Source organism: Bacteroides zhangwenhongii, assembly GCF_009193325.2.
Lineage (GTDB): Bacteria > Bacteroidota > Bacteroidia > Bacteroidales > Bacteroidaceae > Bacteroides > Bacteroides zhangwenhongii.
Genome location: NZ_CP059856.1, coordinates 3,697,016 through 3,712,614 on the forward strand (window position 1 = coordinate 3,697,016; position 15,599 = coordinate 3,712,614).

Genomic DNA, 15,599 nt, shown 5'->3' on the forward strand with positions numbered 1-15,599 from the left:
ATTGGTAATATTAAAGTTATTTATACAGCTAAATCCAAAGGCAAGTCACTGATATCTTTCAACCGTTTTCCCTGAATCAAAATGTTCAATAATTCAATAGAATCCTCTGCTTGGGTATCATGAACCGCTTTGATGAGCTCATACAAAGCAAAATGATAAATACAGTCAATATCTCCTGTGCCTAAAGCTAATGATGCCAGTCGTGCGGGCATTGGTTCTCCTGTTACCACAACAATGTGCGGTAAGTGCCCTTTTCTGTTCCTTATCAATCCGAGAGCTTCTGTCCGGCTGTTTTGTGCACGATCACTACGCATCGTCCATTTGGCTGAAATAGAAGCATGAAGAATGGGTAACCCACCATTACTTTTTCGTATATCGGCAAGATTACACACGGAATCATCAATAATATCAGTTTTCTCATTTATTATATCATCCGTCTCTGTCTCTCGATAAATAACCACATCCGGTGCTACCATATAATCGTTACCCATGCTAGCGGCAAGTCGAGCATCGCTTTTGGTCAGCAGGCTGAGATATTCCAGATGTTCGTATTGAGCGAAACTACTTGTTTTGACGGAGTTACGATTACCCAGTTTGGAGATATGCCATTTTCCCGGACGTAAATTCTGTAGGTAGGGAAATGTATTCATCAAGAAATTCATATTCATTTGCTCAAATTTGGCACCTGAAGTCTGTCCTACTGCTTTTTCGTGGACTTCAGCCATTAATTGGTCAGCAATGCCACGGGCAATATTTATTGATAGTTTGGAGGAACTGTCAGCATTACTTGGAATTCCTTTGCTATCAATAGTCATTACACCGCTAGATAACAGCTCTTTGTGATATTTTTTTCTCGCTTCTGCAATAAGTGCGTTCATAATCCAATACTTTTTTGATTTGCAATCCTATTTTCATAGCAACAGGAGGAGGGAAAGCATTGCCGATCATCCGACAGGCAATCGTCTTACGCTTGCCAAAATCCCAACTATCGGGGAATCCCTGAAGTCTTGCAAGCATTTCCGGAGTCAATCGTGGCATTCCCACGAAGTCTGCGTCAGGAACGTCATTAGCTACTCCCCGACCGTCTACACCAAGCTCTGCCCACGCCTTACGTGCTCTTGTCGGACCCAAGTCTGGACCTCCGTGTTTTTTACTTCCGCCTACCAGAGTGGGAGCTATTTTATTAGCTGTCCGCCTCCATTCTTCGGCAGCTCTCCAACCATTGGCTGACATCAAGTCATATAAAGTCTCACCTACAGACAGTGTTTTCTCTGGTATCTTTTCGGGAAACATGAAGACATCTGTCAGATCTCTTCGTATTCCAATAATGATTACTCGTGGCCGTAGCTGAGGAACACCATAATCAGAAGCATTTAATAATTGAAGATGTGTACTGTAGCCTAATTTTTTCAACGTTTGAAGTACCTGTTCCCGATAAGCATTAAACTTAGAGCTTAAAATTCCACGGACATTTTCTATCATAACGATACGTGGATTAATTTCCTGCACAAGTCGGAGCATCTGAGGAAAAAGGTCACGCTCATCATCAGCTCCCAGTTGTTTGCCTGCAACACTAAACGGAGGGCAAGGTACGCCTCCTGCTAGCAAATCTATCTGCCCGTAGTAAGGCTTACCATCAAAATGATGCACATCCTTACAGAAAATATTCCATTCCTGCCGATTGCGTTTCAGACATTCGCAATAGTCTTTTTCATATTCGACCAATGCAACATGAGAGAATCCCGCCATCTCAAGTCCTAATGCTTGACCGCCTGCACCTGCACATATTTCTATGGAATTATACATATAAGGATCATTCAAGTTTATAAGTTTCAGATGCAAAAATACGATATTCTTTTATCAATGCCAATAACTCGGTGTTTAAATATGGCTTATCACACACACAGAATAGCAAGAGTGAATTTTATAAAGTATGTATTTCCCATATTCAGCACTCCAATTTACCAATGAATAGCCATCGAGATTCTAACTGCCAAAAGCTTTTTTGTAGCTATTACATTGAGTACCTACAAACAAGTCAGGCTACAACCTCATCACAGATTGTAGCCTGACTTATTTATAGACCTATAGTCTAACTCTCATCAAAATCTCACGCAAAGATATCGCTCCGTAGAATATAGCCGATAACATCTCCCTTACGTACAGTAGCGCCCTGCTGTGCGCATATTTCCACCACACGTCCGGTAAATCCGGTCAGAATCTTCTCGTATTCTCCCCACGGAGTGGATAGGTAACAGAATACTTCATCGTGCTGATATTTACGTCCGATGAACGGGGCAATGGACGGTCCTTCTACGGAAACTTCCCAAAGCACCTGTCCGTTGTCGGGAGCGATAACCGGGTCTGCTTTGGCACGCTTCAATTTCTTTATTTCTTCCTCTGAATAACCGGTCTTCACCATCGCCGCATCTTTGGCACGTTGCAGGTCTTCTTCAAAACGTTTTTTGGCAACACCCGATTTATAATCACGATACTGTCGGTCGTGCATGGCCAGCTCGAAAAGTTCTTCATCATCTTCTCCATACTCCCAGCCATTCTCATTCATTTCCTTGCGGTAGTCATCCAAAGCATCCGGATAGTTCAACTGAGGATCAGTATCGACAAACTCATATCCTTTCGATTTAGCCAGTTCTACAATCTCCGGAGCAAGCGTGCCCGGCAGACGTCCACTCTTACCTAGAATCATATCCCAAGTATGGTTATCTATCATTGTCCAGCGTTCTTCTCCTTTTACCAACTGCATAAGATTCATCAGTGCAACATTCTTCACATACTGGCTGAAAGGAGTCACCAAAGGAGGATAGCCCAACTTGGGCCATACATATTCCACCTCATCGAAAAGCATTACGAGCAGGTCGTCAAGACTAAGTTCCGGTTCGTTCTTACTCCTCAATATCATATTGATTCCGGAATGTACCCCTTTCAGGTCTGCCATCATAGAACCCATCATGCCACCCGGCAAACCGCATTTCAAAAGGAGGGAAGACATATATTTGTTGGTAGGATCCATGAAGTAGCCCAGAAAATCATCTATAAATTCCTGTGTCATGGCACGGGCCTTCATATACGCTTTCATATTAATATCGGGAACTCGGAAACCTAAGTCTTTCAACATCGCCTGTACCGAAATGATGTCCGGATGCACTTTACCCCAAGACATGGGCTCCATAGCCACATCAATGATATCCGCACCATTCTCACAAACTTCGAGGATAGATGCCATAGACAATCCCGGTCCGCTATGACCATGATATTGTATCAGTACATCCGGATGTCTTTCCTTAATGGTCCTGACCAGTTGGCCCAACATACCGGGACGACCGATACCCGCCATGTCTTTCAAACAAATCTCAGGTGCACCGGCTTCAATCAGCTGATCGGCTATTCGTGTATAATACTCAACAGTATGTACCGGAGAATATGTAATGCAAAGGGTTGCCTGCGGAATCATGCCCGCTTCCAGAGCATACTTGATGGAAGGAATTATGTTTCTCGTCTCATTCAGTCCGCAGAAGATACGTGTGATATCTACTCCTTGCGCATGCTTGACTTTATACATCAATTTACGCACATCTGCCGGAACCGGATACATACGCAACGCATTCAATCCGCGATCGAGCATGTGCGTTTGAATGCCCGCTTCTCTAAAAGGTGCGGTAAAAGCACGGACGGCTTTATTAGGATTTTCACCGTACAACAGATTCACTTGCTCAAAAGCACCTCCATTCGTTTCAACTCTTGCAAAACAACCCATTTCAACAATCAATGGAGCTATACGTACAAGCTGGTCAACGCGAGGTTGATACTTACCGGAAGACTGCCACATATCCCGATAAACAAGACTGAATTTGATTTCCTTTTTCATCGCAATTAGTAATAAAATGATTTTTTTCTTCGGTTAACTTCACATAGACAAATATAAGATATTATCCTGACATATAGTCAACAAAATCCATATTTTATAAGGATATAAAGATATGTTTTATATCATAATGCCAGATATGATCCTATTTATCTTTAATAACAACGAATAATAGATCAAATTGTTTTAGGAAAGTATAATGTTTTTCTTTGATAAAACTTCATTGCTGTATTTTTATATAACCTAAGAATAAGATCCCAATTCTATTGTCTTTCCCGTCAAACGGCTTCGTTCCGCCTCATAACAAATACGATGGCTCTCGACCGAGTTTTCGATGGAAGTCCGTAGTTTCTGTTCTTTACAAGATAACGCTTTCACAAAATCATCCACCAATTTCAAATCAGCACCAGCATGGAACGGCTTCTTGGAAATATGAGAAAAATCGAATACCCGTTCTTCATTGTCCCGGAACTTACGAACACGTAAACGAAGCTCATTTCCATCTATCTCTCCATGAGTCAGTTTTACATGGGTCTCCCGGCAGTCATCACTTGTAAATATATCCATTGAGAAGTTGACAGTTACTCCACTTTCCATTTCCATAGAAAGAATCTGGTGATCAACTACATCATTATCACAATGGAAAACACAACGCCCGTATTTACCGTGACGCAGTTCCTCCAATAATACCTCGTTCAAGGTCTTTCCTTCCGGAGTATCGAAATTCGAGATCCAATCTCGGCGATTGTAATAAAGATCAACTGCAGAATACGGGCACTTTGCCTCAATATGGCAATTGATACAGCGGTCAGAACTATTCATGGGTGCATTTTCCGAACGAAACCAACGCAGGGAGCCAAACGAAGTAAGCCTTTTGCAAGGTGTCCTAGTCAACCACAACAATAAATCAATATCATGGCAGCATTTAGCTATCAGCATCGGATTAGTGTTTTCTTCCTTACTCCATAAACCTCTGACAAATCCATGCAAAGAACGATCCAATCCCACAGAAGCAGTATGGTTAATAGAAATAACAGTCCCCAGTTCGCCCGAATCAACAATTTCCTTGATCTTCATGAAATAAGGATGGTACCGAAGCACATGGCACACTCCAACAAGTACACCTTTGCGTTTGGCACGTGCAGCTATATCATTACACTCCTCAAGAGTCTGTGCAATCGGTTTCTCTAATAACACATGATAACCAGCCTCAATGGCTTTAATACAAGGATCATAATGGAGATTTTCAGGAGTAGCTATCAATATAGCATCAGCAGGAAAAGGATGGGCAAAAAAATCATTATAGTCAGCAAAGCAATGGTTACTATCCAATTTAAACTCTTCAACTATGCGTTGCATTCGATTGGCATTTACTTCAACAACCCCGACCAGTTGTAGCCGATCGGGGTGCATACGTACATATTCCAAGTATTTATTAGTTCGGTTCCCTGCTCCGATAGCAACAATTCTAACAGGACTATCTCCTAAAAAAACATCTTGCTTCATGGTACTATTTGTATCTTTTAATTATAGAAGTTACTATTTGCTGAGGTCAAGCACGCGCATATTGCGGAAGCGGATTCCGGCCCCGTGGCCGCAAAGTCCGATATGTCCTTTTTTATTAAACAACCCGGGGTGATTCAGATGATCTACAGTGTACGGGTTCCTTCTTGAACCGTCTTTGGATACATTGTGTCCTTTGCAGGCTGTACGGATATTACCGTCAAGAATAACCTCACCGTTTACAGTAACCGTGATATGATCACCCACAGCACGTATCTCTTCCACATTCCATGTACCGTTCGGTCCGAACTTCACCCGTTTGGCAGGAATGATTCCATAGACAGACCCATGCTGTTGGTATTCATGCAGACCTTTGTAGATGGGGGCGTCATGGTCGAGTATCTGAATTTCCATACCGTGATAGGCAGCGTCCACGCCCATCGGGGTGCGTATACCGATACCGTTGTTTACACCCTCGCGATCGAAGCAGAACTCAAAACGTAGCACAAAGTCACTGTATTCTTTTTGAGTATAGAGGTTTCCACCACTACCATAACCAGCCGATACATATATATTTCCGTTCTCTATGACATAACTGTTCTTGTTACCTGTCCATTTGTGGAGTGAAGTACCATCAAACAAGACTTCGAAACCTTGTTTCTTTTCTTCTTCCGGTAGAGCGAAGACAGGAGCAGAAAGTAATTTAGACAACAAATTGGTTATTTCATCCACTGCATATCCGGCATCAGCTCCCGGCAACGTCCTGTATACTTCACGTGTCTTTTCCAGAATAATCTTTACGGAATCACCACCAAGTCGTTCATCGCTTTTCGCTACGATTGTTTTCACAGCAGCGGCTGCTTCAGCTGCGGTTCCCGACCGATTCAGGTATTTGGAAACAAGCATCAGTGACGGATATTTCCGGATGCCCGCCAAAGCTTTCAACGTTTGCTTCTGAACCTTTACCGAAGGATTCAGATTCAGAGCTTGTTGGTAAAGCTGAAGTTTTCGTCCGCTTTGCAAAGAAGACTTTGACACGAGTGGAATATAGCGTTCCAACGCTTGGTTTTTCAAAGTCGGTTTCTGGCTGGCAATTCGAAACAGCGCATCCATCATTTTAGGGTTATTTATTGTCAGCAAAGACTGGAAAGCGGCATTGTCACCTTTTACAGTAAATTCTTTGTTCAGTACCTTAACAGCTTCGTCCGTATTCGTCTGAGCCAAAATGGGATAATAAAGAGCCGGGGAAGCCGATTTTGCCATATAAGACTCTACTATTTTACATTGTTCTTGGGGAGTTTGTCCATTAATTGCGTTTTTCAATGCATGCTGCAAGTGAGAGATGTGACGTTTATCTGACTTTTCAAGCAAATCGGACAAACGGTCAGCATCACCGGAAGTGACAACATTGGGCAGTGCCTTGTAAGCCGCTTCCCTTATATCCGGGGTTTCCGACTGAAGCATAGCAAATACCTGTCCGGATACCTCGTTTATCCTACGTTTGGAACATAATCCGAGCGCTTGTATCCGAGTGTCCGCATTGCCATTGAGAGCTACCTTGACGCCCTCTTTTATGTCTCCGTTGAAAGTCAGCATTGCTTTTGCCGCAAGCTCCGCATGACGTCCTCCCAACTGTGCCGTCAGTTCATTCAAAGCCTCTTGACCACCGATACGTCCTGCAGCAGCAATACCTGCGGCAGCCACCATATCGTTACTTGACCGTACGGCGTCAATTATCGCACTTACCTGCGAAGCCGCATGACGACTTCCCAACCAATTGATTACGTCTATACGTGCCTCGTCCGATAAAGTCGGAATCCATCCGGCAATAGTAGCATACACCTTGTCATCGGCAAATGCAGACACTGAATGAAGCGCCCCGTTACGAACCTCAATATCCTTGTCTCTCAAAGCGGAACGAACGTAAGGCATACCTTCAGCACCTTGGGCAAGCAGAATAATATCTAATGCAGCACCACGGAGATAAGCCTTATCATTTTTCAATAGTTTCTTGCCAGCTTTTACCGCCCTTTCCCTCTCACCGTTTTCTATCAGGTTATCCAATAAGTTCAAGTAAGCGGCAGTAGCTTCCTTATCTTTGCTCCATTCGTATCCTTCTTCCTTTGCCGCGGCAGACAGCGTCTTCAACGAAGCAGAAGAGCCACAGACCGACAGTGCTTTAAAGATAGCTTTTCGGGTATCAGCGTCCGCCTCTTCCAACCATTCCAACAAAAACGGTTCAGCCTCTTTTAATTTGCTCTCATAAGCGGCATGTGCAAGTATTTTTGGCGATATTTCCTTTTTCTTTATCAGTTCGAGGAGAGTAGCCTCACTGCCGGGAGTCGCTACCAAGCCGCGGATAGCATAATCCGCCAAATAAGAATCCCCCATATATTTGATGAACACAGGGATATTATCGGGAGTCGAACATAGTTGCAACTGTGACAGGAGAAAAGCGCGGTTGGCATTATCCTTACAGATGTCAATAGACGAGACCAATCCTTTTCGGACAGCCTCGCGCTGTTCTTTGTTTCCGGCAATCGTCGCATAACCGACCACACCACTGATGGCATATTCTACAGTAGCATTTCTTCCCTTGTCGGCAGGGAGTAACATACCAGCCATCATTTCCATACCTTTGTCACCGGTATTTGCCAGCTCCGACATTACTTTATTTCGTTTTTCGGTTTCAGATATAGGAAGTTGCGCCAACCCGTCGGCCACAATTGTCCGGTAATCTCTTTGGCGACCGTCTTGTGCACTGATGTATATAGGCAACAAAAGCATGAATACCCATACTAAGCAGATTTGTTTCAATGTTTCCATTATTCTTAATAGTATATATGACTAAAATAGGGTTAAATACTCCACGGCCCGCGCATAGGCTGATCTATCAGACGGTTGGCTGCATCGTCATTGAGGAAGAGTTGTTTTCTCGGATCAAAATACAAGACCGACCGGTTCAAACGTAGCGCATCTACAGCCATATTGACCAATGTACAACTGTTGTGCCCGCTTTCTTCGTTAAGGGCAAATTTCTGCCGTGTTTTCACACATTCGATAAAATCGGTGTTTTGCGGCTCCGGATCGGGAAGTTCAGCCAACTTGTCCATGACATTGGGTATTGTACAACGAAATCCCTGATAAACCTTTCCCAACGGACCTTCGATATAAGGAACGTCTCCTTTACTTTCAAAACCTTCTCCCTCAAGAATTATCTGGCAACCGTCTTCGTATGTATAAGTAATCTTACGCCAAATACCGGCGGCATCCGGATGTTGCTGCGGAGCATCCACCTCTACCTTGATAGGCAATGTGTCGTCTTTCCCTAAAATATACTGCACCGGGTCAAGATAATGCTGTCCCATATCCGCCAAGCCACCTCCGTCATAGTCCCAATAGCCACGGAAGGTTTGATGTACACGATGGGAATTATAAGGTTTATAAGGAGCCGGTCCCAACCACATGTCATAATCCAACTCTGCAGGAACCGTTTCCGGCTTGAGATTTTCTTTTCCTACCCAGAAGAATTTCCATGCGAATCCTGTTGCGCCTGAAATCCGTACTTTCAGCGGCCATCCCAGCATTCCGTTAGACACTAGCTTTTTCAGTGGTTCTACCGTAGTGCCTAGCCCATAAAATGTATCCTTGAAGCGAAACCATGTATTCAGTCGGAAAATACGATTATTTTGTTTAACAGCCTCCACTACGCGTTTTCCTTCACCGATAGTGCGTGTCATCGGCTTTTCACACCAAATATCCTTACCGGCTTTGGCCGCTTCTACCGCCATTATGCCATGCCAATGAGGAGGGGTTGCAATATGTATAATATCAATATTAGGGTCCGCAATCATATCCCGGTAATCCTGATAGGTTTGTAAAGTTTGGTCAAACTTCCGTTTACCAAGATTCACAGCTTGCTCCAGATGTTTTTTATCAACATCACAGACTGCTACTAACCGACAGCGTTCATCGCTGGTAAAATGCAAATTGCTCTTACCAATACCTCCGACACCAATAATACCTTTAGTTAGTTGATCACTTGGAGCAATAAATTTCTCACCTCCTAATACCTGGCGCGGAACAATGCTAAATAAAGCAACTCCACCCATTGCTTTTAAAAAAGACCTTCTGTTAATACTCATAATATAGATAATGATTAATAATATACACCCCTACTTCCATATCCGCATCACATGTCCACCACCGGATGCCATGTGTATCTTTAGTCTGCGATCAGCAGGAACAGGAATCACCTTTTGTTTATAATCCTTGCCTACTCTATCTGCGTTGATACCATCCTCAAAGATCTCAGCCTTATACTCGCCCTCTCCCAAGAAAGAAAGATCCAATTCCATATCACGAGAATCCCAGTTAGTCAATGCTCCTACATACCATACATCATTCTTTTGACGGGCCATAGCCAAATATTTGCCAACTTCTCCGCACAATGCTTTAGTCTCCTCCCAAACAGTCGGTATGGCCGCTATAAATTTAGTACATTCCTCTTCCTTCAAATAATTGGTAGGCGCATCACACAACATATTCAACGGGGAGTCAAATATGATATATTGTGCCAACTGACGACAACGTGTACCCTGACTCATCGGTTCCGAATAAACGGCCTTAAAGTTCTCTTTATTGGCATTATTCATCGCTCCCTGTGTATAATCCAACGGGCCCGCCACCATACGGATAAACGGCATCGTTACATCATACGTCACTTGGTCTGTACCCGGTTGAGCCCATTTCATTTCTTCCAATCCGTGAACACCTTCAAAGTTGATAGCGTTTGGATATGTACGCTGCAATCCTGTCGGCTTGTGTGTTCCATGCAAGTCAATAAGCAACTTATATTTAGCTCCCGTTTCCGCACAACGGCGGTTGAAGTCTACCATATACTGGTCATCCCGATCCATAAAGTCAATCTTAAAACCTTTGATTCCCATAGCGGAATAATGTTTGCAGACACGTTCCATATCCAAATCAAAGGCACGATAGCCTGCCCATAGGATTAACCCTACTTTCTTACTGTCAGCATAACGTATCAATTCCTCCATGTCTATTTCAGGCACTATCTGAAAGAGATCCGCCGGTCCGGCAACCGCCCATCCCTCATCCAATATCACATATTCAATTCCGAATTTAGAGGCGAAGTCAATATAATATTTATAGGTTTCCGTATTCACACCTGCACGGAAGTCCACGCCATACAGATTCCAATCATTCCACCAGTCCCAAGCCACTTTTCCGGGCTTTATCCAGGAATAATCAGCTTCTGCTGCAGGAGTGGCAAGTTTATACACCATATCACTGCACAACAAATCCGTATCTTTCTCCGAAATGACCATTACACGCCATGGGAATGCAGTTCTACCTTCCACTTTAGCAATGTAAGGTTCACGTGTTTTTACCATACCTTTTAGTCCTCTTACTTCTACGGAAATATCTTTAGGATAAGCAGCAAACTCCCCGTAAAATCCTTTGCTATCGGAAGATACCTTCAGAAACATACCCGGATAGTTCAACAAATCGGCTTCCGTGATACAAACTTTCTTCCCATTCTCACTTTCCGACAGAACAGGCAGGAACGCCAATCGGGACTTATCCCATTTAGACAGTTCCACATGTCTATATGTGTTCTGAAACGAACTGTGATATTGATTTTCCACTCCGTCTATCTTTCTACCTTTTGGAGTAGCCGCGAAAACCTTCGGATTGTTCGGCAGATTGAATACAGCCTGTTCACTTTCTACCATAAACGGCTTCTTCAAATCAGATATAAAACGATAGGCTACACCATCCTCATAAGCCCTGAATACCAAACTGTATCCGCCTTTAAAATCTAAAGTCAATTCATTAAAATGATCTTTTATAGATTGCTTTCTGTAGATAGGGGGATAAATCATCTGATTCTCCGTTCTATATTTTTTCTTCTTCAAGCGAGGTTCTTTTCCAAAAACCGTTCCATCGGTAAGTGTCATGGAGATAGGAGACGTTTCAATGATGACATCTTCCCCATGAGATACGGAATATGTAACCGTATTTCCCAACATCACATTCAACTGAATTTTACCCGAAGGGTCTTTCAGTTCAATACCTTTCTGAGCGTTCGCCCAAAAAGGAACGGCCATCAATAAGATAGCCGTCCATTTCCTAGATAGCAGATTCATATATGCAAACTTAAATTTTACAATTTAGCGTAGTTCCATCTTTCACCTTCTTGTTCAAGATAACTTTTCCGGCTTTCTTCACTACTACCCGGATAGTCTGCGCTTTCACACGTTCCAGTTCAATGTCAAAATCGGAAGCAAACGCTTTGATATGGCGAAGCGCCATCCGATCCCACTCCTGTGGAAGTCTGGGGGTCATAGAGAATGAATGTAATCCGGTAGGACGGATACCTAACATTCCCTCAGTGATAATACGTCCATACAAAGCGCTTTCAGTAGAAAGATGGCGTTGTCCGCCCTCCGGCCATGCCTCAACAGCGTATGGCACATGTGCTCCCAACAGACGGGTAGAAGAATAATGCTTCATAAATTTCACGGCTTTCTCCACTTCCCCTGCCATAAAGACACCGCGAAGCGCATACAGAGTGGAACGATCCCAAAAAGTCTTACTGCCGGCCGCTGTCAACAATCCATTATCCGTCCACAGACGGGGAGAGAAAAGCGCATCAATCGTTCCTTTCGCACGTTCATTGATTCCCACCGTCAACGGGATGCAAATCCATGCACGCAACACATCATTTCCTTTATAATAGGCGTATGTATCAAAGCCTTCCACTTCTGCGGCAAAATAACTATCCATATTTTGCCTCAATTGGGCTGCTTGTTTACGATATTTTTTGGATACCGCACTTCCCTTACCCAACTCTTCCGCCAGATAAGCCGCCGAAAGAAGAGCATCATAATATAAAGAAGAAGTACATAAGTTGGCTTTTCCTGCCGGAAAACGTCCTTCAAGTTCATCTGAATCAGAAGCCACTACTCCACCCTCGTTGATTTTCCGACGGTTGAACTCCAAACACCATTCAATCAAAGGCCACAGCTGCTTTGCTTCCTCCCTATTACCACTTGCCAGCGCATAACGGGCCGCACCGTAAGCAATCATGGCAGCATCACCACGGTCACCGGCACCATTCCAATAGCTGTCACCTTCTGCAACAATGGAACTGGGAATCGGTTTCCACTCATCGTTCATATAACGTGCAAAATGTTTGAATGAATTCACTGCGGACGCATTGCCATACTGATAACCGATAAACGGAAAATAAGGATTGATATATTCCGCCTGGTCGTTCGCCCAGATAGCCGCATAGTAACTTTCTCCTCCAGGACCATGCATCGGACCGGATTTGGTTTCATAGATACTCTCACAAGCCCGGATTTTTGATAAGGCAAACATCTCGTTAATTACCGGCTCAGGAGTTTCCAACACTAGATTATCTATCCATCCGGCAACAATAGACTTACGCTTCTCCAATTCTTCCCCGACATCTATCTTCAAAGTCTTCTCGGATGACTTCCATCCGGAAAGGGTAGCAAAGAACGTATGCGAATCACCCGGATTCAGCACCACCGCATCAGAGTTGTGAAGAACCATTTCAATACGATATCGACCATCCACTCCTTTAGCTGCATCGGTAGTCAGCACATTCGTGCAGGAAGGCAGTTCTATGCTTGCTTTAGCTTTCCCCTGATTAGTGAACGTGTAACTTTCCACTAAAGAAGGCAGATCGACCGACGGGCAATAAACACGTTTCAAACGTAAAGAATTGCCCTTGCCTAAAACAATATTACTAATTACTTCCAATGTGCCATTGAATGTTATTTCTTTAACCTCTTCACGCATAGGCCTGCCATTAACAAACACATCTTTCAAAGGGTTCCAGTCAAACCGACGCATCAGGCTACCATGAGTATTATTAGGAATAGTACGAAGCATAGGCCATACCATACTCTTGTTCAGTTCAAAAGCACCATTCTTATCCACGCCATACCTCAGTACAGTAGCTACCCGCTTACCTGCCATTTCGATGTGGTCATGATGAACGTCTCCTTTCTTTACCTGCCATGTAATGCTATTGCCTCCCTCATCTATTTTCCAGTATTGCTGTGCATCAGCCACGCTTGTACACAACAGAACTGTCACCAGTAGTACTAGTTTTCTCATGTTACTAAATTTATTCTGATTTATTAAACTTACTTTTTCACAATGGTCATAGCAAAACCACCGCCGGAAGCCACATTGATTTTCCTTATCGAAGCGGAAGTTACCTTAAAAGTCTCTTTTTTATAATCTTCCGCCTGTTTATTCGCATTGACTCCATCACTAAACAGAGTCACTTCATAAGTGCCCTCACTCAGGAAACCGAAGTCTAATGTGATTTCACGTTGATTCCAGTCGGTCATTCCGCCTACATACCAGTTACCATCTACCTTACGTGCCATCACAATAAATTCACCTAGTTTGCCTTGTAATACACGTGTCTCTTCTATATTCTTATTCGGAACACTCACAATGAAATCCGTACATTCCTGTTCCTCTTTGTAAATAGTAGGATTATCAGCAAGCATCGTCAGAGGAGAATCATGTACGATATAGGCAGCCAACTGATGACAGCGGGTTCCCTGACTCATCGGATTATAATAAATATCCTTGAAATCCTTCTTTGTCGCATTGCGCATAGCTCCCGGTGTATAATCGACCGGCCCTGCCATCATACGTATATACGGCATTATCACATCGTACTCCATCATATCTTTCTCTATCTTGCTCCATTTCATCTCCTCCATACCAAATACCGCTTCAAAATTGATAATATTCGGATAAGTACGATTCATGCCGGTAGGTTTGTAGAATCCATGCAAGTCCAAAGTCAATTTATACTTGGCTGTCATTTCTGCAATACGGTATGCCATTTCAACGGCTGTCTGATCGTCTCTGTCCAGAAAATCTACCTTAAATCCACTGATACCCATCTCCGAATACTTCTTGCAGGCTTCTTCCAACTGGTCATCCAATACATTGAACACCGTCCACAGTATCAAATCCACTCCTTTGCTCTTGCCATAACGAACCAGCTCTTCCAAGTCCAGCTCCGGAACGACAGTCAGCATATCCCCTTTACCCGGATTATACCAACCCTCATCGAGTACAACGAACTCTATCCGGTTATCCGCCGCGAAATCAATATAATACTTATAAGTCTCCATATTGATACCGGCTTTAAAGTCAACGTTATAGATTCCCCAATCATTCCACCAGTCCCATGCGACCTTTCCAGTCTTTATCCAAGAGCAGTCACCAATACGGTTGGGGGAAGCCAAAGCATACACCAGATTATTGACAGGCATTTCAATATCCTGTTCCGTCACCGCCCATATACGCCACGGATAATTGCGTGTTCCCTCTGTCTTGGCAATATAATCAGTACGGCCGACCACACGTTTCATCGCACGTGGCGGAAAGCTTTTCATTTCGGAAGGATACTTGGCAAACGTGCCTTGCAAAGAGCAACTTTTTCCGTCGCCTTTTACAAACATACCCGGATAATTCTCCAAATCAGATTCCAAGAGTGTCATCTTCAGGCCCTCTCCGCAATCGACTGTAACCGGCAGAAAAGCAATGTTTTTTGTATTGACACCCTTTACCGTTGCCTTTGTATAGATATTCTGGAAAGCCATCACATATTGGTCTTTTCCCGGTTTCACGGTAGAATAAGCCATGTATGTCTCATAGTCCTGTGGAAAATTCATCCGGACCACTTCATCCTTAATCACTAAAGGAGATTTGGCAGAGGTGTAAAAACGATAGGCGATTCCCTCGTCGTATGCACGGAAAACAACTCCGTAATTATCTCTCAACTTCAAATCCAGTTCATTGTAAGTCACAACAAACGCTGGGAAACGATAATGTGGAGACACAATATCCTCCTTAACCATAGAGCGTCTGTTCACACGTCTCACCTTTACATTCTCGCCCAATGTCCTGTCTTCAAGCACCAATCCGATCGGACTCTTATCCAACAATATTTTACCCTTATGCTTCAAAGCATAAGCCAATTGCCCCTCCGTAATGATTTCCACTTCCAGGTTTCCACCCGGTGACTTTAAAACCAAAGGGCGGTCTGCCGCCCAAGCAGACGACAGGCAGCAGACACATCCCAATAGTCCAAAAATAAAATATAGTACTATGTGCTTCATTA

At 43.6% G+C, this 15,599-nt stretch carries 9 protein-coding genes; all 9 read right to left on the reverse strand.

Annotation, left to right across the window (positions count from 1 at the left end; genetic code table 11):
- Positions 1 to 20: 20 nt before the first annotated feature.
- Positions 21 to 878, reverse strand: coding sequence for an NgoMIV family type II restriction endonuclease (locus tag GD630_RS14795; protein ID WP_143867693.1), 858 nt, complete (start codon positions 876 to 878; stop codon positions 21 to 23).
- The gene (locus GD630_RS14800) at positions 823 to 1,806 is read right to left on the reverse strand and encodes a DNA cytosine methyltransferase (protein WP_143867695.1); all 984 of its coding nucleotides are present in this window, start codon (positions 1,804 to 1,806) and stop codon (positions 823 to 825) included. Before GD630_RS14800 ends, GD630_RS14795 begins: the two co-directional genes overlap by 56 nt.
- 304 nt (positions 1,807 to 2,110) lie before the next feature.
- Positions 2,111 to 3,886, reverse strand: a complete 1,776-nt coding sequence (locus GD630_RS14805; protein ID WP_143867697.1) for an oxaloacetate decarboxylase — start codon at positions 3,884 to 3,886, stop codon at positions 2,111 to 2,113.
- 240 nt (positions 3,887 to 4,126) lie between these two features.
- A complete protein-coding gene (locus GD630_RS14810) occupies positions 4,127 to 5,389 on the reverse strand; it encodes a Gfo/Idh/MocA family protein (protein ID WP_143867699.1) in 1,263 nt (420 codons plus the stop codon).
- Positions 5,390 to 5,422: 33 nt separating this feature from the next.
- On the reverse strand, positions 5,423 to 8,212 hold the full coding sequence (locus GD630_RS14815) for a family 16 glycoside hydrolase (protein ID WP_182505629.1): 2,790 nt from the start codon (positions 8,210 to 8,212) through the stop codon (positions 5,423 to 5,425).
- Positions 8,213 to 8,244: 32 nt separating this feature from the next.
- Positions 8,245 to 9,531, reverse strand: a complete 1,287-nt coding sequence (locus GD630_RS14820) for a Gfo/Idh/MocA family oxidoreductase (protein ID WP_143867701.1) — start codon at positions 9,529 to 9,531, stop codon at positions 8,245 to 8,247.
- Between the two features lie 30 nt (positions 9,532 to 9,561).
- Positions 9,562 to 11,559: a glycoside hydrolase family 97 protein gene (locus GD630_RS14825; protein WP_143867703.1), complete on the reverse strand. Its 1,998-nt coding sequence runs from the start codon at positions 11,557 to 11,559 to the stop codon at positions 9,562 to 9,564.
- Between the two features lie 10 nt (positions 11,560 to 11,569).
- Positions 11,570 to 13,564 carry a glucosidase family protein gene (locus GD630_RS14830; protein WP_143867705.1) on the reverse strand — a complete coding sequence of 665 codons (1,995 nt, stop codon included), beginning with the start codon at positions 13,562 to 13,564 and terminating at the stop codon, positions 11,570 to 11,572.
- A 29-nt stretch (positions 13,565 to 13,593) separates the two neighbouring features.
- On the reverse strand, positions 13,594 to 15,597 hold the full coding sequence (locus tag GD630_RS14835; protein ID WP_143867708.1) for a glycoside hydrolase family 97 protein: 2,004 nt from the start codon (positions 15,595 to 15,597) through the stop codon (positions 13,594 to 13,596).
- Positions 15,598 to 15,599: the final 2 nt, after the last annotated feature.

Excerpts from the sequence above, each read along its gene's own strand:
- GD630_RS14795 (WP_143867693.1), bottom strand. The coding sequence starts at position 878 with ATGAACGCACTTATTGCAGAAGCGAGAAAAAAATATCACAAAGAGCTG.
- GD630_RS14800 (WP_143867695.1), bottom strand. The coding sequence starts at position 1,806 with ATGTATAATTCCATAGAAATATGTGCAGGTGCAGGCGGTCAAGCATTA.
- GD630_RS14805 (WP_143867697.1), bottom strand. The coding sequence starts at position 3,886 with ATGAAAAAGGAAATCAAATTCAGTCTTGTTTATCGGGATATGTGGCAG.
- GD630_RS14810 (WP_143867699.1), bottom strand. The coding sequence starts at position 5,389 with ATGAAGCAAGATGTTTTTTTAGGAGATAGTCCTGTTAGAATTGTTGCT.
- GD630_RS14815 (WP_182505629.1), bottom strand. The coding sequence starts at position 8,212 with ATGGAAACATTGAAACAAATCTGCTTAGTATGGGTATTCATGCTTTTG.
- GD630_RS14820 (WP_143867701.1), bottom strand. The coding sequence starts at position 9,531 with ATGAGTATTAACAGAAGGTCTTTTTTAAAAGCAATGGGTGGAGTTGCT.
- GD630_RS14825 (WP_143867703.1), bottom strand. The coding sequence starts at position 11,559 with ATGAATCTGCTATCTAGGAAATGGACGGCTATCTTATTGATGGCCGTT.
- GD630_RS14830 (WP_143867705.1), bottom strand. The coding sequence starts at position 13,564 with ATGAGAAAACTAGTACTACTGGTGACAGTTCTGTTGTGTACAAGCGTG.
- GD630_RS14835 (WP_143867708.1), bottom strand. The coding sequence starts at position 15,597 with ATGAAGCACATAGTACTATATTTTATTTTTGGACTATTGGGATGTGTC.